This window comes from Candidatus Saccharibacteria bacterium oral taxon 488 (assembly GCA_013100805.1).
Lineage (GTDB): Bacteria > Patescibacteriota > Saccharimonadia > Saccharimonadales > Saccharimonadaceae > Nanosynbacter.
Genome location: CP040000.1, coordinates 58959 through 82234, shown reverse-complemented (window position 1 = coordinate 82234; position 23276 = coordinate 58959). Strand labels below are relative to the sequence as shown.

Annotated in this window: 25 protein-coding genes; 6 read left to right on the top strand and 19 right to left on the bottom strand. The window is 51.6% G+C overall.

Annotated elements, in window-relative coordinates; translation table 11 throughout:
- Window positions 1-167 precede the first annotated feature (167 nt).
- On the bottom strand, window positions 168-596 hold the full coding sequence (locus tag FBF27_00410) for a hypothetical protein (GenBank protein ID QJU08893.1): 429 nt from the start codon (window positions 594-596) through the stop codon (window positions 168-170).
- A gap of 123 nt (window positions 597-719) precedes the next feature.
- Here FBF27_00410 and FBF27_00405 point away from each other — a divergent pair, with 123 nt between their 5' ends.
- Window positions 720-1313, top strand: coding sequence for a sortase (locus FBF27_00405; GenBank protein ID QJU08892.1), 594 nt, complete (start codon window positions 720-722; stop codon window positions 1311-1313).
- A 59-nt stretch (window positions 1314-1372) separates the two neighbouring features.
- Here FBF27_00405 and rpsO read toward each other — a convergent pair whose 3' ends face one another.
- The 4 genes from rpsO to FBF27_00385 are packed head-to-tail and all read right to left on the bottom strand — an operon-like array spanning window position 1373 to window position 4633.
- Window positions 1373-1639, bottom strand: coding sequence for a 30S ribosomal protein S15 (gene rpsO, locus FBF27_00400; protein QJU08891.1), 267 nt, complete (start codon window positions 1637-1639; stop codon window positions 1373-1375).
- Between the two features lie 52 nt (window positions 1640-1691).
- Complete coding sequence (locus tag FBF27_00395) at window positions 1692-2186, bottom strand: prepilin-type N-terminal cleavage/methylation domain-containing protein (GenBank protein QJU08890.1); 495 nt, start codon at window positions 2184-2186, stop codon at window positions 1692-1694.
- A 17-nt stretch (window positions 2187-2203) separates the two neighbouring features.
- Window positions 2204-2860 (bottom strand): tRNA pseudouridine(55) synthase TruB, encoded by a 657-nt coding sequence (gene truB / locus FBF27_00390; protein ID QJU08889.1) that lies wholly within the window; start codon window positions 2858-2860, stop codon window positions 2204-2206.
- 3 nt (window positions 2861-2863) lie between these two features.
- Window positions 2864-4633 (bottom strand): hypothetical protein, encoded by a 1770-nt coding sequence (locus FBF27_00385; protein ID QJU08888.1) that lies wholly within the window; start codon window positions 4631-4633, stop codon window positions 2864-2866.
- A 170-nt stretch (window positions 4634-4803) separates the two neighbouring features.
- Between FBF27_00385 and rpsT the strand changes: the two genes are divergently transcribed.
- Entirely contained in the window at window positions 4804-5160 is a 357-nt protein-coding gene (rpsT, locus tag FBF27_00380; protein QJU08887.1) for a 30S ribosomal protein S20, read from the top strand.
- A 252-nt stretch (window positions 5161-5412) separates the two neighbouring features.
- Here the strand turns inward: rpsT and FBF27_00375 are convergent, their stop codons facing one another.
- From FBF27_00375 to polA, 5 genes are all read right to left on the bottom strand, one after another.
- Window positions 5413-6081 (bottom strand): hypothetical protein, encoded by a 669-nt coding sequence (locus FBF27_00375; GenBank protein ID QJU08886.1) that lies wholly within the window; start codon window positions 6079-6081, stop codon window positions 5413-5415.
- A gap of 94 nt (window positions 6082-6175) precedes the next feature.
- Window positions 6176-7087, bottom strand: coding sequence for a hypothetical protein (locus tag FBF27_00370; protein ID QJU08885.1), 912 nt, complete (start codon window positions 7085-7087; stop codon window positions 6176-6178).
- Complete coding sequence (mutM, locus tag FBF27_00365) at window positions 7084-8052, bottom strand: bifunctional DNA-formamidopyrimidine glycosylase/DNA-(apurinic or apyrimidinic site) lyase (GenBank protein ID QJU08884.1); 969 nt, start codon at window positions 8050-8052, stop codon at window positions 7084-7086. The genes FBF27_00370 and mutM overlap by 4 nt, the downstream gene beginning before the upstream one ends.
- A gap of 9 nt (window positions 8053-8061) precedes the next feature.
- On the bottom strand, window positions 8062-8709 hold the full coding sequence (locus tag FBF27_00360; GenBank protein ID QJU08883.1) for a hypothetical protein: 648 nt from the start codon (window positions 8707-8709) through the stop codon (window positions 8062-8064).
- A 46-nt stretch (window positions 8710-8755) separates the two neighbouring features.
- A complete protein-coding gene (gene polA / locus FBF27_00355) occupies window positions 8756-11290 on the bottom strand; it encodes a DNA polymerase I (protein QJU08882.1) in 2535 nt (844 codons plus the stop codon).
- Between the two features lie 34 nt (window positions 11291-11324).
- Here polA and FBF27_00350 point away from each other — a divergent pair, with 34 nt between their 5' ends.
- Window positions 11325-11912, top strand: coding sequence for a dephospho-CoA kinase (locus FBF27_00350; protein ID QJU08881.1), 588 nt, complete (start codon window positions 11325-11327; stop codon window positions 11910-11912).
- Between the two features lie 72 nt (window positions 11913-11984).
- Window positions 11985-12299: a hypothetical protein gene (locus FBF27_00345; GenBank protein QJU08880.1), complete on the top strand. Its 315-nt coding sequence runs from the start codon at window positions 11985-11987 to the stop codon at window positions 12297-12299.
- Between the two features lie 3 nt (window positions 12300-12302).
- Here the strand turns inward: FBF27_00345 and rpoD are convergent, their stop codons facing one another.
- Together rpoD and dnaG are read right to left on the bottom strand one after the other, a co-directional pair.
- Complete coding sequence (rpoD, locus tag FBF27_00340) at window positions 12303-13268, bottom strand: RNA polymerase sigma factor RpoD (protein ID QJU08879.1); 966 nt, start codon at window positions 13266-13268, stop codon at window positions 12303-12305.
- On the bottom strand, window positions 13265-14998 hold the full coding sequence (gene dnaG, locus FBF27_00335; protein QJU08878.1) for a DNA primase: 1734 nt from the start codon (window positions 14996-14998) through the stop codon (window positions 13265-13267). Before dnaG ends, rpoD begins: the two co-directional genes overlap by 4 nt.
- A 54-nt stretch (window positions 14999-15052) precedes the next feature.
- Here dnaG and FBF27_00330 point away from each other — a divergent pair, with 54 nt between their 5' ends.
- Window positions 15053-15673: a hypothetical protein gene (locus FBF27_00330; GenBank protein QJU08877.1), complete on the top strand. Its 621-nt coding sequence runs from the start codon at window positions 15053-15055 to the stop codon at window positions 15671-15673.
- 7 nt (window positions 15674-15680) lie between these two features.
- Here FBF27_00330 and FBF27_00325 read toward each other — a convergent pair whose 3' ends face one another.
- The 3 genes from FBF27_00325 to FBF27_00315 form a co-directional block, all read right to left on the bottom strand.
- Window positions 15681-16016: an MmcQ/YjbR family DNA-binding protein gene (locus tag FBF27_00325; protein QJU08876.1), complete on the bottom strand. Its 336-nt coding sequence runs from the start codon at window positions 16014-16016 to the stop codon at window positions 15681-15683.
- 15 nt (window positions 16017-16031) lie between these two features.
- The gene (locus FBF27_00320; GenBank protein ID QJU08875.1) at window positions 16032-16736 is read right to left on the bottom strand and encodes a hypothetical protein; all 705 of its coding nucleotides are present in this window, start codon (window positions 16734-16736) and stop codon (window positions 16032-16034) included.
- Between the two features lie 97 nt (window positions 16737-16833).
- A complete protein-coding gene (locus FBF27_00315) occupies window positions 16834-17385 on the bottom strand; it encodes an oligoribonuclease (GenBank protein ID QJU08874.1) in 552 nt (183 codons plus the stop codon).
- Window positions 17386-17428: 43 nt separating this feature from the next.
- On the opposite strand from FBF27_00315, the gene pyrH reads away from it, so the two are divergent.
- Window positions 17429-18133, top strand: coding sequence for a UMP kinase (gene pyrH, locus FBF27_00310; GenBank protein ID QJU08873.1), 705 nt, complete (start codon window positions 17429-17431; stop codon window positions 18131-18133).
- A gap of 80 nt (window positions 18134-18213) precedes the next feature.
- Here the strand turns inward: pyrH and FBF27_00305 are convergent, their stop codons facing one another.
- From FBF27_00305 to FBF27_00290, 4 genes are all read right to left on the bottom strand, one after another.
- Window positions 18214-18648, bottom strand: coding sequence for a hypothetical protein (locus FBF27_00305; GenBank protein QJU08872.1), 435 nt, complete (start codon window positions 18646-18648; stop codon window positions 18214-18216).
- A 46-nt stretch (window positions 18649-18694) separates the two neighbouring features.
- The gene (locus tag FBF27_00300) at window positions 18695-19765 is read right to left on the bottom strand and encodes a hypothetical protein (protein ID QJU08871.1); all 1071 of its coding nucleotides are present in this window, start codon (window positions 19763-19765) and stop codon (window positions 18695-18697) included.
- Window positions 19766-19797: 32 nt separating this feature from the next.
- Entirely contained in the window at window positions 19798-21429 is a 1632-nt protein-coding gene (gene argS, locus FBF27_00295) for an arginine--tRNA ligase (GenBank protein QJU08870.1), read from the bottom strand.
- 239 nt (window positions 21430-21668) lie between these two features.
- A complete protein-coding gene (locus FBF27_00290; protein ID QJU08869.1) occupies window positions 21669-23246 on the bottom strand; it encodes a CTP synthase in 1578 nt (525 codons plus the stop codon).
- Window positions 23247-23276: the final 30 nt, after the last annotated feature.

Below are 23276 nucleotides of genomic sequence, written 5' to 3'. Positions count from 1 at the left end.
CACTCAGCCTCAATAACATTTTGTTGAGTAACCGTACGCAGTGCCAGCTCATAGAGTATAAACATTGCCTCCTTAAGATTGGCAAGGTGCTCTTCACCGGCTGCTGACTCCAGGGTAACAAGTTTGTGGCTATCAATATTGGTATTCTCAAATAACATCCCAAACAACTACTGAACCGATGTGAGGAGCTCTCCTCCCGCCAGCTTCAACCGTTGTCGCGGTGGTTTGCTTAGCACAACCGAGCCCAACAGCTCATCCTTCTCAAACATTTTATCCGGAAAGAAGTACTGCCAAAAATTATTAACAAATTTACTCGGTAGTTTTTCAGACGTATCAGAGTCGTCTTGTGACGAATTTGCTCGCGACGGATCCATGCCGTTTTCCCAAAAATCATCCATATCTGTAAATCTTGGGTTATGATCATAAGCGCGTAACTCTGGGTCCAACTGCCCCTCGATATGCACTAAGTCATCACTCAACCATTCACCGGACGGACCAATCCGCTCCCTAACAGCAGCCACAACTTCACTAATCCTTGCCGCTTGTTTAGCCACATCTGGCGGTAATTTATCAGCCTGCGGAGCATATTCACTCATAATCTGTAATTTAGCATAAAAACTATAAAAAGTCAATCAGCGCCCCATCGAACAGATCGGCTCACCCCGATAAAACAACGGCCCATGCTGCTAGGCTGACCCCGCCCATGCTACAATTAACAAGTGAAGCAGATAACCCACGCCAAAAACCGCCGCCGATGGCTCAGTATGAGTCTGGCTATTATCATGCTCGCTGGTGGTGGCTACACGCTCATCACGGCATTTAGCCCATTCTTTCACGCCCAGCTCATTAACCCAACGCGCAACGAAACCACCCAGCTTCTCGCCGCTACGCCAGAAACCAAGATCACCGAGGACCGTCTCTACATCCCCAAAATTGACATTAACGTGCCGTACGCTACTGGCGGCGCCGAAACTATGGAGCGGGGTGCCTGGTGGCGCCAACCAGAGAATGGCAATCCAGTTGATGGCGGTAATTTTGTCTTGTCGGCCCACCGATTTATCATGGGCCTGACACCGCAGCAAACCATCCAAAAATCACCATTCTACAACATTGACAAGCTGCGCATTGGCGATGAAATAATCATTGACTACCGCGGCAAGCGCTACACCTACGTCATATCCCGGCTATTTGATGTCAAGCCAGATGCCGTTCACATCGAAAACCGAACCGACAAACCACAGCTCACCCTCTATTCATGCACCCTCGGCGGCGCAGCTGACGGCCGGACGGTTTTTGTAGCTACGCCACGTTAAATCAAAATACCCACCTCGTGATATATCAAGGTGGATATCCGTACAACTACCCGGCGCGACTATTTACGCAGACCCAGGGCAGCCACAACCGCTTTATAACTCTCAAAATCAGTTCGCTCCAGGTATCTGAGCAGGCGCTTGCGCTTGCCAACCATCTGGATTAAGCCACGGCGCGCCATGAAGTCGTGCTTATTCGCCTTCAGGTGCTTGGTGACCTCTTTGATACGAGCCGTCAAGATCGACACCTGCGCCTGCGGGCTGCCAACGTCGTCCTTGTTGACCTGAGTCAAAGCAATTGCTTTCGCTTTATCGTCTTTGCTAATCATAGCCTCGTCATTATACCAATGCTACGCTAAAAACGCAAATCAGCTGCATTTACTAAAATGTCTGCACATAATTATACGCTGGATTACCGGTAGTCGGCACAGCTGCACCCGGAATGTTGCAGGTCGCCTTGACCGCGTTAACTTGAGCCGACTCCTGCGGCTTGGCAGAATTAAGGGCCGCAAATACCGCAATACCTGTTATCTTACCAGAGGTATCTTTGCACGGATACCAGACAAAAATATCATCCGGACCAGACGCGTTCTTGCTGCTGACACCCTCGCGATACCCCGGCTGGATATACTGTGGTACAAGTGAGTCAACGCTATTAGCGTTGTTGAACGTCCCCTGTCCTGACGGCAGCGTTCGTTTCTGTGTATCATATATCTGCAACGCGTCCCCAGCGATCTTGACAATGGAACGGATCTTGGTATCGGTAGCGTCCTGGCGCACGCCCGAATACGCCACAATACCGATGGTCGCCAAAATCGCGATCACGACCATCACAATTAATAGTTCAACGATTGTAAAACCTGTCTGCCTACCCATGTCTTGATAATAGCACTTCAAGACGAAATCCCAAAATCCGCTAATGGTTTTGCCTGAGCGACGTCATATTCAGCGATAGCCTGGCGGCGCAGCTGGTGGCAGTAGGCCCCTGTTCCCAGCTTCTGACCAATATCAACCGCTAGGCTCCGAATGTACGTACCGCTCGAAACATGCGCTCGAATCACCAGACGAGGATACTCATAGGTGACAAGCTCCAAGGTGTAAATCGACACGGTGCGCTCCGGCATATCGACCGGCTGACCCTGACGTGCCAGCTGATAGGCCCGGCGGCCATTGATCTTAATGGCGCTAAATATCGGTGGGCGCTGTTTAATTTCACCCACAAATGCACCGAGCACCGCTTCGACCTCACTGCGAGACGGCTGCCGCGCCGATACGTGAGTTAGCTCACCCTCGGGGTCACCAGTCGTCGATACCTCGCCAAGTATCAGCTCCGCTTCATACCACTTATCAAGCTTCGTAAAGGTATCAGCCTCGCGGCACTTCTTGCCCGTCACGATAATCATCAGTCCCGTAGCGAACGGATCAAGCGTACCAGTATGGCCAACTTTCACTTTCTTGCCCGCCGCCTGGCTGAGCACTCGCCGCAACCGCGCTACTACCCCAAAACTCGTCATGCCAGCCGGCTTATCAATGAGCAGCACCTCGTCCATGGGCTATTTTTGCCCCGGGATCTGGAACTGGGACGGATTAAAGGTGCGCGGCGGCGCCGGGGCGGATGGCGCTGAAGGCGATGTGTTCAACGCTGGCAGTCCACCATCGGCAGCACCGACCGGAGCTGGTGGCAGCGGTGGCAAACCTGATCCTGAAAAGTCAGAGAAATCAGGCAGCGGTGGCAAGCCATGCATCACATTAGACTCAATGTCAGCGAGCGTAGCCGGAGCAGACGACACTGTCGGTAGCGGCGAAGATGAAACCACCGGAGCGGGCGAAGCTGCGGGTTCAAGCGGCGGTGCAGCAGCCAGCGCCTCGGTAATTGCCGCGCGAGCGTCGCGCTCAGAATCTGGCAGCGATGGCGGCGCGGTAGATTGAGTCTGCTTGTCAGCCAGTGCCTGCGTCTCCTCTTTTAGCGCGGCAATGACCGCTTCGTCTTTATTGGTGGTCGCAAACGGGTCAACGCTCGGCGGTTCATCAGACTTCCCCATGGCGGCATTCAACGGCGATTCGCCGAGGGCCGGCCGCGACGCACCGACATAGGTACCGTGATGCAAGATAGTCTTGTTTTGATCAGTATCAAGATCGCGGCGCTTATCCTCAGCCGCCCGCTCCGTCGTTGCGTTCAACGTTCCACCTAGTAGTGGCGTGGCCGTTTCTGGCTCAGCCGACACTGACGCACTGATTGGTTGCGATGTCGATGTCGCACTGCTCCGCCCGCTCGTCACTGACGCCGCCCGAAGGCGATCAAGCTGCGCCGTGGCCGCGCGGGCCGCTGCATCCTGCTCTTCGGCCCGAGTCTGCTTGGCCACATCATCAAGGCTACCCCGCCGCTCATGACTAATTGACAACGCACCATCATCTCTTTTTGACTCAGCCGGCTTTGAGCGTTTTCCCCGCTCGACCTTAAAATTAGCACCATCCTGGCCGTCATTATCGTGCATCTCATCATCAGCTGCATCGGCCGCTTGCTTTGATTGCTCTGACTCTGAGTGTTCCTCGGCTTTGATCGCCTGTCCCTCAGCCAACCTGGTAGCAATCAATTGCTGGTTTGCACCAACCGCCATCAGCTCCGCCGCCAACGTCATCACCCGCGACGAGGTTAGGTTATTACTGAACCGCTCCGTCGCCGCCACAACACCTGTCAGCAACGCCGTTGCGATCTGCTCATCCATGGTCACTTTCGGTGTTCGTAACTCATCAATCAGGTCAACCAGCATCTCGCTGACGCCTGACGCCTTATCGTCATGCCAATCAACCGTCCCGAGACTGCTCCTTACCATACCGGCGGTCACCGTCGATACCACTGCATCATGCAAAATCTTGCCATGAGCCGTCAGCGCCTTGTCGAGATGGTCCTGACTCTCAACGTTCAATGCGAGCACCAGTTCAATGTTATAATCGCCCTGCGAGAACTCTAAATCAGCTTCGGTAATTGTCGCCCGATACGGCGTGATAAAAATCTTTACTGCATCATCAACCACCTTGTAGCGCAGATGGTCGGCTTTTTCCTTATCAAGCGCGATGATAAAATCACGCAGGCTGTCCGCCGTGGCTTCAAACGTCTCGTCAGGCTCGAGGAACGAAATCGCCGGCGGGACTTTGCCACTAAAAACAGCCGTGGCGTGCTTGCCCAGTTTATTTAGGAAAATTGTCAGCCCCAACGCTGCCGATAGCTCGTCCACCGATGGATCAGCGCTCACCGTCACCAAGATATTAGTCACATCTTTGATGCTCTGAATGATCTGCTGCTTTTGTGACTGGCTCGCCATTGTTGTGTCCCTGTTTATTTTTGTTTATACCGTTGAATCACATTATACATAAGCATTTCAGGAAAGTCAATAGATTATCGTCAATGCGAGCCACTCTTTACTTTTATTGGGTTTTTCTGTATAATCCATCCTTGATTAGCGAAACAAATTTATAGAGGTAAAGGAAATCTATGCCAATCATCAAATCCGCCATCAAACGGGCCAAACAAACCCTAAAGCGCCGCGAGCGCAATATCGGCATCAAGCGCGACATCAAGTCAGCCGTCAAGGCATTCATGGCTGAGCCAAGTGCCGCAACGCTGGCCGCTGCTCACAGTGAACTTGACACCGCTGTCAAGAAGAACCTGCTCAAGAAAAATACTGCCGCTCGGCGCAAGAGCGCTCTCTCGGCTGTTGCGAAAAAAGCCGGCGTGAAGCTTGAAGCGACCAAAAAACCCGCCACCAAAGCTCCGGCAAAAACCACCGCGAAACCAACCGCTACCAAAAAATCAGCTACAAAAAAGCCAGCAGCCAAAGAAGCTAAATAGCCATTCATGGTTGCATCAATAATACTCCCGTCAGTTGGCGGGAGTATTTTACAATTTGTGAGCCCTAGTACCGAGAAAGTCTAGTGCTTGTTCGCGGGCCAAGATCCTCCTTTATTCTATGGAACAAGTCATCCATATTAACTCGCTCCAACAGAACCCCTTGTGGCAAGCCCTTATCTACCTCGAGCGTTGTTATCATCCGAGTTACGAGCTGTGGGTAATAATTGTCCGTCTCACAAAAAACTCCACGAATTACATGCTCTTTTTTCCTATAACCAGCTTTACTGCATCATAAAGACCTTCGTCAGCAATTCTCAGTGTTTGCTCCTGTAGCTCATCAATGTCAGACACTCGCCCTGAGTTAAGTCGCATTTGTTGATATATCTGACTCTGCGGAGAGTCTGGGTGATAAACATAATTAAAATGAACGGATGCCACGGCCATTTTGTCAAAAAATTCCTTAGGAAGCCCGTTCCCCATCATACTTTCATACAAATACTGAGTTTTATAACCGTCACCACGTGGACCTCTTGAGCCAATTGGCGGTGCAGCCCTTCCCTCTGCCCATGTATCATAGTTATCCTTGATCTCCCCGGCAATCTCATACAATTCTTCGGGTCTTGTTTCATTTAACCTTATATCTATATTTGCCGCTAATGAGCTCAGGTGTTTGTCAGATGGTCGCATACGTTTAGTCTCCTCAAATACCTGAACGAGATGAGGACACTCTTCGCCAACATACTTTGCCATCTCGGCGATCACTAACACAGGCTCATTGTCAATAGCTTCTCGGCTAATCTCTGTTTCTTTTTTAGCCATTTTTTCCTCGAGCCCCAGCTCCATCCACTGCCTTTGCCGTTCGTCTAAAGACTGTTGTTTATCAGACCCCTGCGTATCAAGCTCCGTATCTTTGAATACCATGGCTAATTCCTTTTTACCTTTCTAGTAAACTAATAGTGGTTTGCATTGTACTATATCATACTTATTTTGTCAAGTGTATAAACAGTTTGCTGGCTTAGCGATCTCTCCTAGTCACATCAACCAGCGCTGCCTCGACCAACAGCCACGGCGACACACGAGTCGTTTTCATCTGTTCATCAGCCTGCGCCAAGGCAGAGTTAATTACCGCGAGCTGCGCTGGTGTCGTCCGCGCTGCATACGGCGCTACCTTTCGCAGTGTATACGGATGGGCCGCAAAATCACGAGCCACCGCCCCCGTGTCACCACCAGATAGCACCAACGCGTTCAGCTGCACCAATTGTGAAACCAGTAGCCCCAGCGTCTGGTACGCCCCATCATCGCCGCTCTCCGCCTCGAGATAGGCAATGATCGCGCGCACTTTTCCCCGGTCGCCATCCAGCATTGCCGCAAACAACTCAAACGCACTTTCAGCCGGAGCCAGCGGCACCAGTGCATTAATCAGCTCATCATTCAATTCACCCGCCAATGCCAGCTGCTGCAACACCAAATCAAGCCGTAGCTGATCAAACCCCAACCGATCGATCAGTGCCGTCGCCTGCGCCGCTGTCAACACTGCCCCATGCACCTTGGCCCGCTCAACACACCACGCACTCAGCTGCGGCTTTTGGCGTTCAGTGAAATGAGCGCATTCCCTTACCTCGGCATGGTTTTGCAGCCACTTATACGTTTTTGTACGCTTATCAAGCTTTGCCTCCAGAAGGACAACCGTGGCCGCCGTATCGCTGAGTAGCTCCGGCAACTCACGCCACAGCGCCACATTCTGACTCGCATCAGCAATGACCACCGCCTGCTCAGTGGTGAACAAACTCTGCCCCATCACTACCTCACAGACCTCAGCAGTCGTCAGTTCTTCACCATCGCGCCGCACCACCTCCATATCACCAACCAGCGCCGCAAGCGCCGCCCGTTTCTCAAATTCGTTGTCGCCGTGAAAGAGATGGATCATATAACTTCCACCTGGCACACCGGACACACATGCGTACCACGACCGCCGACTTTTAGCTTAATGACCTCTTGGTCAGGATGACAATAACAGGCTTGGCCTTCGCGACGAAACACATGAGCAAATGTCAGATAATTCCCTTTTCGGCCCTCGGCATCAACGTAATTTTTATCAGTCGAGCCGCCCTGATCAATACTCAGTTGCAAGATTTGCCGCAACTCATTAAATAATGTGTTCAGCTGCTGATCACTGACATTTTTCACCCGCGTTTGCGGATGAATACGTGCCGCCCACAGTGCTTCGTCAGCATAAATATTACCAACCCCGGCGATCACTGCCTGGTCAAGAAAAGCTGGCTTGATCATCAAGTTTTGACGGCGACGAATCCGCTGGATGAAATCCTCGGCGCGCGTATCGGGATCAAGCGGTTCTGGGCCGACTTTTTGCATGAACGGCAAATTTTTCACTTCATCAGTCGGTAATAATTTCATCCAGCCGAATTTGCGCTGATCATTAAAAAACAGCCGCGACCCGTCCACAAAATCAATCTGTACCCGCGTCGACCGATCCGGCAGCTCGCCGATTAAGCTGTCGTTTGGATGGCCGCCAGCAAAATCGTCGATCTCGCGAGCGGTATCCGCAGAAAAATTGTGGGCAACTTTACGTGGGCCCCGAGATTTTTTTGGGGATACCCGAGCGCTATGACGAGAGCTTTGGCGAAAAACTAGCTGCCCCGTCATCTTCAAATGCACCACCAGCGAATAATGCGTATCCAAATCAATCATCAGCACCTTTGCCCGCCGCCGCACCGCCGTCACGCGCGCACCATATAAAAATTGTTCAACATCAGCCGGCGCATTCGGAAAGCTTTTTGGCGAATCAAACACCACCGTTCGTGCCACCACTCGGCCTGGCAGTAGCTCCGCCAATCCGCGGCGAACCGTCTCGACTTCGGGAAGTTCCGGCATAAGACGCTCCTAAAACTTGAACAGCGTATCCCGCTGGTACAGCCCGATAGAGGTGGCCATTTTGCTACCGTCAGGGATTTGCTTGATAAACATATCGACAATTTCCTCGACATTGGCAACCGCCGAGCCTTTAGAACCACTACAATCCGACGTCCACAGCGCCTTGATCGATGTTCCATTCATCAACAATTCAAATTTATACACCTTGCCTGTCGCACAAATACCGCGCAGGTCATTTTGCTCATCGCTCAGTTGCCGGCCCTCCATCATCTTGCGCTTATCCAGTGCGTACACCAACTCTTCATAGGCCTTGGCGTTATTATTCAGCTGCTTGGTGTTCAGCTGCTTCTCGACATAGCCTTCATACGTCGTCATCACCCGCGACGACGGCGCAATAGTTATTTGATACGAACGGAATTTCTCATTAGCGACAATCGGGCCACGCACTGTCAGCCTGACCGCTCGGCTCTCGTCGGTTTGTAGCAAGTCGCTTTTTTTCTGCTCGGTCGTCTCCTGCTGCTGTTTTTGCTCATTGCCACCAAATATTGACCGGCTGATGCTGATAATCGCAACAATGGTCACGATGGTGATGATAATGACTAGTAAAATCGGCACAAACCGGGAAAAGGAATTAAAAGAATTATACGTACGCCTCATGGGTTGATTATACCATATTCTGTCAGTTTTGCACTCACCGCCCCGGCTACACCTCGTCCCAGTGCAACCCCACGCCGACGTCCACTTTTAGCGCAATCGGCAGTTCCGGACAAATGCCTTCCATTTCCGCGCGCATCATTTCACCGACTCGCTCGGCGTCTGTTGCCCGGCACTCCACTAAAATTGAGTCGTGAACTTGCAGGACCGGTTCAGCCAGTCCAGCCAACTTGTCCTCCAACCGAATCATCGCCAGTTTCATCAAATCCGCTTCCGTGCCCTGGATTGGCATGTTCATCGCTGCCCGCTCGGCCGCTGAACGCACCATAAAATTGCTCGACTTAACGTCGGGCGTTGGCCGCCGCCGGCCAAAATAAGTCTCGACAAATCCTTGTTCACGCGCTTGAACTAAAATTGTATCCAGATATTGGCGGATTGGCTGGCGCACCGCAAAATAGTGTTCAATAAACCGCTTCGCCTCAGTAAAGGTCATGCCGGTAGCTGCCGCCAAGCCGTGCGGACTCATGCCGTACAGCACGCCAAAGTTAATCACCTTGGCCGCTCGCCGCTGTGCTTTCGTCACCTGTTCCATCGGCACGCCGTAGGTCTCGGCCGCCGTCTTGGTATGAATATCAACATCGCTGTTAAAATCGTTAATTAACTGTTCATCACCCGCCAACACTGCCGCCAGCCGCAGCTCAAATTGTGAATAATCCGCGCCAACAAATACCTTACCCTGGCTCGGCACAAACGCCTGGCGAATTTTCCGACCCAATTCCGTCCGCACGGGAATGTTCTGCAGGTTAGGATTGGTGCTGCTCAGCCGCCCGGTACTGGTGACATCTTGGTTGAAGGTGGTGTGAATCCGTCCATCCTCGGCCACCAATTTCGGCAGCGCTTCAATGTAGGTACTGATTAATTTAGTCAGTTCCCGATACCGCTCAATCAGCTCAATGATCGGGTGTCGCCCGCGCAGTTTATCCAGCTCTTTCTGTCCCGTCGAATAGCCAGTTTTGCCTTTTTTAATGCCAGTCGTCGGCAGCTGCAACTTGGTAAATAACACCTCAGACAGCTGCGCCGGGCTGGCGGCATTGAACTCACGCCCGGCCATCGCATACATTTGTTGTTCAAGCTGGCTCACCTCCACCCTCAACTCCTCGCCCATCTGTTCAAGGAGTGCCGTGTCCAGCTTCATACCACGCTTTTCCATCTGAAACAGCGGCCAAATCACCGGAAAATCAAACTCGCGGAGCACCCTGTTAATCTGCTGATGCATCGCCATATAATCCTGCTGCTGGCGGTAAATCTGACGAAGCCGCGCCAGCTGCCGCTCTGGAGAATTATCCTCAGAAAAATCGCCCGCCAGCGCCATCAAACTACGGTCACGCCTGAGCGGATCAATCAAAAACGTCGCCTGACCAACATCCCAGACCTCACGAAAACGCACCGCCACACCGTGAACATCCAGCGCGTGATACAACCCCTTGATGTCCGCCGCAATCACCACGCCCTGTGCCAACAGCTGCCAAACCGACCAGCCAATTTCACTAATCTTCGCTCGCCACACCACGTCAGGTTTGGAATTAATATACACCGTGTCCGGCTCCGATGGATCAATATAAATAATGTTTTCTGTTTCAAACAGCGGCTCAGCCGGCAAATTGTCAACACGCAGTAAATCCAGCTCCGCCGTCTCCACTGCCTCATCCACCGCCTGCATCGTCTTTGGCAGCCGCCCAATCAGCGAATGAAACTCCAGTTTCCGCAAAATCTCCGCCACCCGCGCGAAGTCACAGTCGTTAACATCCGCTACGCCCCAGTCCAGCTCCACCGGCGCGTCCGTCCAGATTTCTGCCACTTGCTTGGTCAAATATGCCGAGTCGCGACCGCTCTCTAACTTTGTCCGTAGAGCACCCGTTTGCTCATCCACATGCGCATACACTCCGTCCAGTGTGTCATATGCTTGTAATAATTTCACCGCCGTTTTTTCACCAACACCCGGCACGCCCGGTAAATTGTCGCTAGAATCACCCTTCAGCGCCTTCAAATCCAAAAACTGGTCCGTCCGAATACCATATTTTTGTTCAAAATATTCCGCCGTAAATTCCTCTATGTTCCTTAGACCGTTTTTCATGGCATACACTTTAGTGAGGGGCGACACCAATTGCAGCGCATCCAAATCCGACGTCAGCAGACACGTTTGCACGCCGCGCGCTTCCGCTTGCCTGGCAAACGCACCCATGATATCGTCCGCCTCATAATCATCCAGTTCATACAGCGGCCAGCCAAACGCATTCAAAAGCTCCATCAAAATCGGAATTTGCTGATAGAAATCATCAGGTGCTGGCTTGCGACCGGCCTTGTACTCTGGATATAATTCCCGCCGCTTGCGGATATTGGTGCCGCGCTTATCCCACGCCACCGCTACATAATCCGGCTCCAATTTCTTGATCAGCTCAATCGCCAAACTCACAAACCCGTACACTCCGCCCGTCGGCGTACCGTCCGCCGTACTCAGCCCCGGCATGGCATAATACCCTCGGTAAAACACTGATTTTCCATCGATGACCGCCAAACGCTTCATGTACTCAGTATATCAGGTTTGCTATACTAACAACATGACACAACCACACGCAAAAATCATCGCCCTGGTCGGTCTGGCTGGTAGCGGCAAAAGTTCAGCTGTCGAGTATTTGACGAAAAAGGGCTTCCCAAAAATTTATTTCGGCGGCGTTATCTACAAAGCCATGGACGAGGCAGGCATCGAACCAACGTGGGACAATCAGCAAAAATTCCGCGAGGAAATCCGCCGTCGCGAAGGCAAAGATTTCGTGGTCAAACGCGTCGTCAAATCGGCGCATGACTTGATTGACGCTGGCCAAAAACTTATCGTCCTGGACGGGCTGTACACTTGGAGCGAATATAAAATTCTCAAGCACGAATTCCCTGGCCAAATGTCCGTCATCGCCGTCGTCACACCAAAACACCTGCGCTATCAACGCATGGCCAAACGCCCTGAGCGGCCAATGCAACCACGCGAAGTTGACCAACGCGATTGGTCAGAAATTGAGAATCTAGAAAAAGGCGGACCAATTGCCATTGCTGATTATTTTGTGATGAACGACCGCGGACTGGACGAACTATATGCGCAGCTGGAAGCTATCACTCACCACGAACATTTTTGCAAGGCACCTGAGCAGTGTTAAATTATCATCATCCATAAACCATCTTACTGCATATGGTTGCAAAAAAGTAAATTATATGCTATATTTACAACCATGGAACACGATAACACTGACAAACTACCACAACAAACATCACCCGTAGAGCAGCCAGAAGGCGAGTCAAGTCGGGCGGAAGTAGACAAGCCAGATAATACCACCGCACTCAAACTCGGTGAGAAGGGAACGCAAGCAGCACGGTTGACTGATGAGGAGCTGGCTCGCATAGCAGAGTTCGACAGGTATAAAGCTCTTATGGAGGAGCCGCCTGAAGGGGTGGATCCACGCGACGTCAAAAGAAATCAGGCTTTACGAGCTAAGAAACATGAGCTGGATGAGGTAACTCCCGCAAAAGAAGTCGGTGATAAGTAACACCTAGCTCAAATATTCATACAACTTCTTAGCGTCTTTGTGCTTCCTTAGTTTTGCCAAAGCCTTCGCTTCAATCTGACGAATTCGTTCACGCGTCACGGCAAATTGTTGGCCGACTTCCTCGAGCGTATGGCTTTTGCCGCCATTGTCCAGCCCGAACCGCATGCGCACAATTTTTTGCTCACGATCAGACAGGCTCGACAGCACCTCGGCGACCTTTTCTTTCAGCAGCTGATTGGTCGCTGATTCTTCTGGTGAAATCGTATCTTCATCCTCGATGAAATCACCCAGCACCGAATCTTCCTCGTCGCCATCACGCCCGATGCCAGCATCCAAACTCGACGTCTCTTGCCGAATTTTGTTGATGTACTCAATCTTTTCCGGCTCCATGTCCATTTCCTTGGACAATTCTTCCATTGTTGGCTCACGGTTCAGCTCCTGAGTAAGTCGTCGCTGCGTCCGTACCAGCTTGTTAATCGTCTCGATCATATGCACGGGGATGCGAATCGTCCGCGCCTGATCAGCGATCGCCCGGGTAATCGCCTGACGAATCCACCACGTCGCATAGGTCGAAAACTTAAAGCCCTTGTCCGGATCGAATTTCTCCACGGCGCGCAGCAAGCCAGTATTACCTTCCTGGATCAAGTCCAAAAAATCCAACCCACGGCCCGAATACCGCTTGGCAATTGACACCACCAAACGCATGTTGGCCTCAGCCATCTTGTCCTTGGCTTTCTTGTCGCCCTCGATGATCCGCCGCGCCAGCTCCATTTCCTCGTCCGAACTTAACAGCGGGATTTTACCAATCTCACGCAGATACAGCCGCACCGAATCGTCCGAAATGTCATCCAGATACTGACCAGCGCTCAGCGCCTCTAGATCTTCTATCTCCTCGTCATCATGTACCGCCGTCAAATCTGGCTCGAGTGGATCGTCATTGGTCGGGGTGTATTGCTGGTCGTTGTTCACGCATTCTCCTTAATCAGTGTGTTTAGCTGCTGCCGCAAGGTGCGCGCCCGCGCCTCATCGCTGAGCTCCTCAGCCTCACGCAAATCTTCTAATAATTGTTGTTTTTTTGTGTCGCGGTGTTTACGTATCAATTGCTTTACCAAACGCGCCATTTCACTGTCCAGAGCTTCTGGTTCCCAGTCCATGTAGCGGCGTTCACTTTTTAACTGTACTATTTTCACATACTGCTCAAATTTTTGCAAGGGACGTGGCAATTTTTCTATGTCAAGTAGCGGCTCAGCTTGCAGCGCCGCCACCACTGCTCGAGCTGGCTCGTCCAAGCTTGCCACCTCGAGCGCCCCGACCCAGCGCCGGGTCGACGGCTGACTGAGCGCTAGACCGACGATGATGTCCGCTAATTCGTCACGAGGTTTGCTGGGAGTCACCTTTTCAATCTTTGGTTTTTTGAGCTGAGCGGGCGGCGCCAGTCTCTCAGCACCCAGCTTTGCTCGCAAGGCCGCGAGACTAGCACCAGTTTCTTTAGAAATCACCGATAAATAATGCTCCTGCTCTACCGGATCTTTCAGACTGCGTACGATTCTCAGCGCAGTTGTCGAAAATCGCCGCTTCCCCTCCGCCGTTTTCAAATCTTCCATTTCGGCGTGCCGAGCGATCACCCAATCCACAGCTGGCTGCGCCCGCTCAACCGCCGCTTTCCATAACGACGCATCCTTTTGGATCAATTCGTCCGGATCTTTTACGTCATCCGGCAGACTCACCACCTCTAGTTCCACGCCAATTTCTTGCGCCAAATTGATCGCCCGCTCCGTTGCACTCACGCCCGCCCGGTCGCCATCAAACGCCACACGAATCCGCCCCGCCAGCCGGCTCAGCGCCTTCAGATGTTGCAGTGTCATCGCTGTCCCCGCCGTCGCCACCACGTTTTTAATGCCAGCTTGATGGCTGCTAACCACATCCAAATTCCCCTCGACAATCACCGCCGCATCACTCCTACGAATCGCCTCTTTCGCCTGATACAGCCCAAAAATGTGGCGCGATTTATCAAATAGCAATGTCTGTGGCGTATTCAAATATTTCGGCGCACGCGGATCGTCGCGAATAATTCGCCCCGTAAAGCCAACCACCTCGCCGCTGCCGTCGCTCAAGGCCACCATCATCCGCCCCCGAAACAAGTCGCCGCCAAACCGATTCACCAGCCCCGCATCAGCCAGTTCCCGGCGCGAAAACCCCCGCTTCTCCAGCGCTTTGGTCAGCGCATCGCCCTGATCCGGCGCATAACCGACGATAAAATCACCGATCGTCTGCCGATTCAGCCGCCGTTTTTTCACCGCATATTCTAGCGCTGCCGGATTTTTTACCAAATTTTGCTGATAAAAATTCGCGGCCAATTTCAGCGCTTCCCTAGCCCGGACCCGCCGCTTGGCCGTGCGCCCATCACCATGAGAAAACAAACTCAAATCCACGCCCACCTTGCGCGCCAAATGCTCCAGCGCCTGACGAAAATCCATCCCCTCCACCAGCATCACGAATGTAAAAATATCGCCGCCCTTGCCCGAAGAAAAATCATGCCAAATCTGCTTCTCCGGACTGACCATAAAACTCGGCGTCCGCTCATCAGTGAATGGACTGAGCCCTTTCAGATTACGACCCGCCCGCTTCAGCTGAACATATTCACCGATTACATCATCGATATTCAGCCGCGCCCGCACTTCTTCCTTGGCATCATTCATGGTTTTTATTATATCACTCTTTACCTCTGTTGTTGTTTATGCTTTAATGGGTGTATGCAGCCACACAATGACTATGACGTGCCAACCGGTATTGATTATCTCAATCAAATTTCTGCACCGCCAGCGCCGCAAGGCTTTGATAAAAAGTCAAAGATTATCTTGCTCGTTCTCGGTATCATCGGGCTGCTCGGTCTGGTCTTTATTATTAATGCCGCCCAAAACGCTTCCCGCGGCCCCTCATTAACCAATCTCGTTGCCCGCTTGCAAAAACTCCAAACTGTCTCCGAGAAATTTACTTCCCGCCTCAAATCCAGCCAACTCCAAGACGCCAATAGCTCGCTCACTGCCGTTCTCACCACTGCTAATAAGTCTATAGAGACACCAGCCGCCACCCAGAACATCGACGTCAAAAAAGACCTCAAAAACATCACCGCGCTCGACCCACCGACAAAACTCGAGGAAAAATTTGAGGAGGCCTATCTCAATGCCGACCTCGACAACACCTACGCTTACACCATGAATACCGAACTGGCCGACACGCTGCTGATGATGAATCGTATCAAAGAGGGTTCGCGCAGCAAAAGCACAATTGACTTTCTCGAAAAAACTATTTCCGACCTCACCAACGTACGCAAGCAGCTCATGGCGATCACCGGTGATTCGGGAAAATCATAAGCTTTACTCACTCCGCCACCAACCGATAACTCAGTCGCGCCAAATCAAAAATTTCCTCATCACTCAGTTGCCCCGAGCAAATGATAGTGTTCCAGTGTTTCTTGTTCAGATGATAGCCCGGCAGCACCGTCTCGTATTTCTCCCGCAAATTCTCAGCCAACAGCGGATCGCACTTTAGACTTACCCTGAGTGGCTTTGATCCCTCCGCTACCAGCGCCACCATCTTCCCTGCGCCGTTATTGCTCTTGCCAAATTTATACACCGCGATATCCTCGCCAAACGGATAATCCAGCCACACACCGGGCAAACTGAGGATAAACTCTTCAAATTGTTTATGAGTCATGCTCTCAGTATACAATCACAATGTCTTAAGAGCAATTTTCTCAGCAATACCCCGCGTCGCGCCAAATCGACTTGCGGCATTCACCGCTACGGCCGCCATACCGCGAAGCACCGCTCGTGTTCGTGCCCTGAGGACATCTCGGCCCGTCAAGCCCTTTTGCTGATCCCGCTCCGATTGCCACGCTAATCGGATTGCCCGGCCCGCCAACGCCAAGCCTCGCCGTCTGTCACCCACTAGACTTTCAGTCATACCCCAGCGAGATGCCATATTTATCTCGTACTGGTCAGCGTTCTCTTCTTTAGAAAGCTGGTTTACTTGTGCCATGTCCAGCGCAGCTTGCCGCGTCATGAGTCGCGCCTTGTCTGCCAACGCTTCATCCCTGCTATCTGCCAATAGATACGCCTTTAATGCAAATATACCAACATATGATGCCGTGGCCGACCGCTCTCGTAGCGTCTCAATCTCGGGGTCCTTGTTAGTTGCCATATCGTGGATGTCATATGCCTGATCGATATATTTAAGCGCCGCGTCAGTTCGGCCCAAACGATCACTCGCGGCGGCCATATTGCGATACACCTCCCCCAGCAGTGACTCGTTGCCCTCACCATGCAACTCCTCCGTTGCCAGCGCTTTATCGCCAAGCCGCACAGCCTCATCAAAATGACCGCGCGAAATCTCATTCGTTAGCCCGGTCACATATTGATGTAACTCAGAACTCATTGCACACATTTTCGTCAACTCCTTTTACCAAGAGAGTATCAGAGAAGCCTGCTTTTGTCAAATAATTCAACGACCATAAATATGCCAGCTGGTAAGCCTAGCTTTTCACCTTCTTCAAATAATATTGTAATTCCATAATGCTGCCGCGAATATCTTCCAGCGCCCGATGGTCCTCTGGTTTGGCAAATTTCTTGCCGTATTTACCTTCAAACACCACTTTCCAGGCACTAACGTCCAACATCCGATAGTGTAGCCTTTTTGACAACGTAGGCCACCACCCGTCAATAAACCGCCGGTCTTGGTGAATTGAATTGCCGCCCAGTAAAATCCGCGGCTCGTCCGCAAAATATTCATCGCAAAACGCCAACAAATCGCGCTCCACTTCGGCCAGCGGTTTGCCAGAGGCGTTTTGTTCCTCCAAACCGCGGCGTGCCGCTGGATGCTCGTTCCAAAAGCTAGCATTTCGATCTAGCAATTTACCTAGCTTCTCTGAATCATGACACACCACTCCCTCATACGTCGCAATCTCCGTAAAATCCCAATCCGTGACGATCGCCGCCACCTCCAAAATCTCATCATGCACCGGATCCAGCCCGGTCATCTCCAAATCCATCCATAAAATCTTTTTCGGCTTAAAACTGGCTTTCATGTTTCTATTTTACCACTTCCTTGCAGCATGCTACACTAAAACCATGACCAAACGCATTCTCCTCAAATTATCCGGCGAGCAGCTTCAGGGCGAGTTCGCCAGCGGCTTCGACCCCGCTCGCGCCCGCTGGATCGCCGAACAAATCAAACCAGCGCTAAAAACTGGCGCCGAAGTCGTCATCATGGTTGGCGGCGGCAATTATGTCCGCGGCAACCAAATCGTCGGCCACGGCATTCAGCCTGTTTCAGCCCATAATATCGGCATGCTCTCTACCCTGATGAACGCCATCGCCCTGGCTGATGTCTTCAACGACGCTGGCTTGCCAACCCGCGCCCTGTCCACTGTAGAAATTAATCAATTTATCGACCACTACACTTTCCGCCGGGCGCTCAGCCACATTCAAAAAGGCCGGGTGGTCATCGTTGCCTGTGGCACTGGCCGGCCCTTCCTGACCACCGACACCGCCGCTCTCAACCTCGCCCTAGAGATGCAGTGCGACATGGTGATCAAAACAACGAAAGTCGACGGCGTATATGATAAGGATCCGGTGAGATTTCCAGACGCTGTTAAACTTGATCAGCTATCATACCAGGACGCCCTCACTAACCCCGATATCGCCGTCATGGACAAAGCCGCCATCGGTCTGGCTATGGATGAACACATCCCGGTTATTATCTGCGACTTACTCACCGACGGCAATATTGCCCGAGCTGCCAACGGCGAATCAGTCGGCACGCTGATTTCCTAGCCCTGAGTACGGTCCAGCATAAATCGTTTTACATAAAAAATCCGCCGTATTTATCCGGCGGATCTGTTTTTAAGGCCCAGTCAGTCTTTTTTCTTGTCTAATTTATCCAGCTTCAAAAAGTGAATAATCGCATACACCACAAACGCCACCGCTAACAAAGTGATCAGCGAGCTAACAAACGCACCGTACAGGAATTCACCCTTGCGACCAGCAATCTCAACAGAGAATGATGCTGCCTGCAGGCCTTCCTGCGAGCCGACAATCAGCTGCACCAGCGGGTCGATGAACGCCGTCACCAACTTTTTCACGGTATCGCCAGCCGCTGTACCGATCGCCAGACCGACAGCCAGGCCAACCACGCCCTGCTCGCGAATAAATGTCATAAAACCGCCACCATGACCTTTGACTGCTGCCGCCTTTTCTTTCAGTGCTGCCACGCTTGGTTTTTTCACAATTGATTTCTTAGCGGTCGTCTGTTTAGTAGTCGCCTTCTTGGCTATTTTTTTCTCTGCCATAAAAACTCCTTTGCGTTAAGTAATATCTTGATTGTAGCATAAAACTTTACAAATTATCTAAAAGTTTTCTGGCTGCAGCGAGTTTACCGTTGCGCAGGCTATTTGGTGGATTTTCCTCGTATAGTTTAATAGCCCGCCAGGCAAGTTCCTTGTTTTCTGTCTGTCTAGCAATTTTTCGCATGATATCTGGCAAAAATAACTTATTTTTCGATTTGTCGTCTGGGACCAGGCTCTCGTCCACCATAGCCGCCAAATCGATTACTTCGTCATATTTTCCTGCCAATATTAGCCGACGGCACAACTCATCGACTTCCTTCAGGCCATTTCGCGAGTCAACATCAAGATATAACCCTGATAATTCCGACAGCTCTTTACTCGCTGTTTCGATATCACCCGACCCCACTTGTCGGGCAGCATTGTACTGCTGAATCAACAACATACGCCCCGGTACTGAGGGTAATGTTAAGAATTGTAATATCCGATTTCGAGGCTTATGTTCATGAGATTGTGCCGCATCGATAGCATCAAATGATAGCCATGGCCTTGAGCTCATAAACTTTTGCCTATCGATCGACGGTGGTAGTCGTTTCAAGAGTTCCCCTGAAAAAAATGTATTCACCGCCCGCAACTCACCCATCGCTAGCTGGTCAAGCGGGTTGGGCGCACCGCTGCCAAGCACGCCGGTCATATCACAACATAGCTCCTCCGTCGCCACATCGAGCAAAAAAGCTCGCTCACTGCCCCGATCAAATAGTGTCACCATGGCATGCTGATTCGCGTAGCTGATGCAATGCTCAATGCCGAGCTGCTCCAGACACTCTGACGCAATAATGGCATGGCCAAAACAGTTTGTAGCCTCACGACTGGCAACTTTGACTGCATTGAGTAGCGGTGAATCAGCCGAAGTCGGAGCAAAATCCACCGTTTGTCGCACCACCTGTGCTATATTAACTGCCGCCTTCGTTGCAGCATCATACGTCTGCGGAGACTGTTCATACACCGCACGAATCAACTTCAGCTGCTGCGAGTCTAATAAAAGTTCACGTCGTAGTCCTGGCTCAGCCTTAACTAATTGCCGTTTAGGCGTCATCAAATTAGCAGAAAGATGCTCTTCCATCTCTGCTGTATCATATAATATTTACTAATATTTTACAATTTATCAGGGGCAACGATACCAAGAATGGTGAGTCCCGCCTTCAAGATGTCAGCATACACCGCCACCAAGCCGACACGGTGCGCTTCTTTGTCGCTGCCGACAACTTGATTTTTCTCATAGTAACGGTTGAACTCCTGCGCCAGCTCAAACAAATAGGCGCAGACATGATGCGGCTCCAAACTTTCGGTAGCGCGGTTAACCGCCTCGGCGTATTCACTCATTTTCCTGACGAGCAGCCGATCTTCGTCGAACAATTCTGTCGGAAATGCAACTGCTTGCTCAGATTTTGCCAAAATTCCTCGCGCCCGAGCGTGTGCATATTGCAGGTAGCTACCAGTATTACCGGTGAGACTGACCGCATCATTGATATCAAATACCACGTCGCTACCAATTTTCACCTTCAAAAATTGATAGCGCAGCGCGCCCGCCACCACCGCGTCGGTCGGCTCGCCGCCAGCTTGCTTGATGGCTTTCTTGAACTCGTTAAACAGCCAGTCAATAGTAATCACCTCGCCAGTGCGCGAGCTCATCTTGCCGGTCGTTAATTTAACCAGGCCAGTTGCATAATTAAACAACTTACCTTTCAATTCTGGAATGGCCAATTCACTAGCCGCGATCACCCCGCGGAAATACGCCGCCTGCTCTTCGCCGTTGACCGTAATCGATAGGTCTAGGTTTGGATAATCTTGGCGCTTCAGCTGAATTAGCCCCATGTCGTGCGCACCATATAATCCGTTGCCGTGCGAACCGATGAACACATTATCAAACGCACCGTATTGGCTACCTTTGAAGATGTACGCACCATCTGATTTGGTAAAGACTTCTGGGGTTTTTTCTTTGATCAAGGCCTTGCCTGGCACTTCGGTTTCGCTCTCGACGTAGCGCCGCTCAATTGGCACATTGCCCAGCCGCGCCACATTGGCATCAATTTCATCAAAGCTCCAGGCTTTACAAATCTCATACACCTGCTTATATAGCGGATCATCCAGTACAAACGATTGCTTGGCCAGCTCGTCGATTTCTGCCCGTGCCTCTGGTGATTCTTTAGCTGCCCGCGCCCCTTCAACGTACATACGGCTCATAAACTCGTTGCGCTTATCAGCCGGAATAGCGTCTAACTTGCCAACATCGCCATCAATCTCGCGAAGAATCGCCCACATGCTCTTACCGACATGCGTGCCGACGTCGCCGTGGTAACTCACCCGGTGTACCGACGCACCATCCACCGCCAGTAAATTCGCCATGGTGTCCGCCAAAATCGCATTCAGCGCGTGGCCGATATGCATGGCCTTAAATGGATTTGGACAATTAGTTTCAATGACCACTGTTTGACCTGAACGGTTGGTCGCTGGTCGCACTTTCAGCAACTCCAACACCGCTTGATCGCTTAATTTCACGTTGATGAAGCCCGGCCCAGCCACGCTCACCTCGCCCAACTCCTCACGACCACGCAGCTCCTCAGCAATCGCCTCAGCAATCTCGCGCGGATTCTTACCCAGCGGCTTCGCCAGCTGCAGCGCCACGTTCGTCGCAAAATCGCCAAACTTTGGGTCGGGGCGCGTCAATTGCACCGATACATCTTGATCAAAAAGTTGCTTCACCGCCTGAGAAATAATCTGTTCCATACCTTCCAGTATAGCAGACAACAAGCAGTTTTACTCCTGACCCATTTCTTCCAGCTGCAGCAGCGTCACCGAACTCGGACTCGAGCCCTTGACGTGACGCAAAACATACCCAAGCGCCGAGGCATCGTCATGACTCAGCGTCGTCTTATCAAGCGGATCCTGCATTTCAATTGTTTCTTCAGCCATTTTTATTCCTTTTTATTTTAGGTACTATCTGGCTGTATGTTAGCATAAGTTTTTTACTTTGTCAAGGCAGCTCGAATCAGCCCGTCAAATAGCGGATGCGGGCGGAACGGGCGCGACTTAAATTCAGGATGAGCTTGCGTAGCCACGAAATACCGATGATGCGGCGCTTCAATAAATTCCACCAGCTGGCCGTTCGGCGACGTGCCAGAAATCACTAGACCGCCCCGTTCAATCGCTTGAACAAAATCTTGATTCACTTCGTAGCGGTGGCGATGGCGCTCAGTTACCTCTGTCTTGCCGTACATCTTAGCAACGAGCGAACCAGATTTCAGCACCGCCGGATAATCGCCGAGGCGCATCGTGCCGCCGGTCGACTGCTTGCCCTGCTGTCCGTCCATGATGTACACCACATTCGCGCCAGGCTCAGCGCCAAACTCTTCACTGTTAGCATTCGCCACGCCGCCCAAGCGCGCCGCCGCAATAACCGCCGCCTGCAAACCCAGGCAAATTCCTAGATACGGCTTGTTGTTTTTTATACAATATTCAGCTGCTTTAATCTTCCCCTCCACGCCGCGCGTACCGAAACCACCCGGCACCACGATAGCGTCAACACTGGCGAAATCAGCTTCGTTCGCCGTCTCAGCATTAATCCACTTGATAGAAATCTCGCTTTTGTTCGCCCAAGCGGCAGACTTTAGCGCCTCAGTCACCGACAAGTAAGTATCAGAATTATCAATGTATTTAGCCACCAAGCCGACGGTTACCCGCTTGGTATATTCAGTAGTATCGCGCTGAGCTAGACGTTTCCATCGCTGTAAATTTGGCTCCACTGAATTGTCGGTAAATTCGCCCAATAACTTGCCCAGATCGCGATACACCGTCAATGGCACTTCATATACCGTATCAACATTTGGCATCATAATAATTCCCTCCTGGCGCACGCCAGACGAAATGGCAATTTTTTCGCCGATACTGCGCGGCGGCTTGTCATGGCCCTCCGTCCGGACTGCCACCACATCCGGCATAATGCCAAAACCGCGAAGATCTGCCAGCGCATTCTGAGCCGGCTTGGTCTTATACTCGTGCGACGCTTCCAAAAACGGCACGTACACCACGTGCACGAACAGGCAATTTTCCCGCCCCACATCCAGCGCAAAACCGCGAATTGACTCAATAAAACTCAGGCCCTCGTAGTCGCCAACTGTGCCACCAATTTCCACGATGTGGACGTCGCCCTCGGCCGCCTCGCGGATAGCCGCCTTGATAGAATTAGTCAAATGCGGCACCATCTGTACCGTCTGGCCACCAAACTTACCAGCCCGCTCATCGGCGATCAAATCGCGCAGCAATCGGCCCGACAGCGTAGTGTTTTTCCGCGTCAATTCTAAATCTAAAAATCGCTCGTAGTGGCCCAAATCCAAATCAGTCTCGGCACCATCTTTAGTCACAAAACACTCGCCATGCTCTTTCGGGTTCAATAGTCCAGCATCAACATTCAGATACGGATCGCACTTTTGTACCGACACGGCGATGCCCTTGGCCTGCAGCACTGCGCCGATACTTGCTGCCGTGATACCCTTGCCAACGCCCGACAGCACGCCGCCTGTTACGAAAATAAACTTCCTCGTCATTGCTTCTCCATTATTCTAATTAAAAGAGGC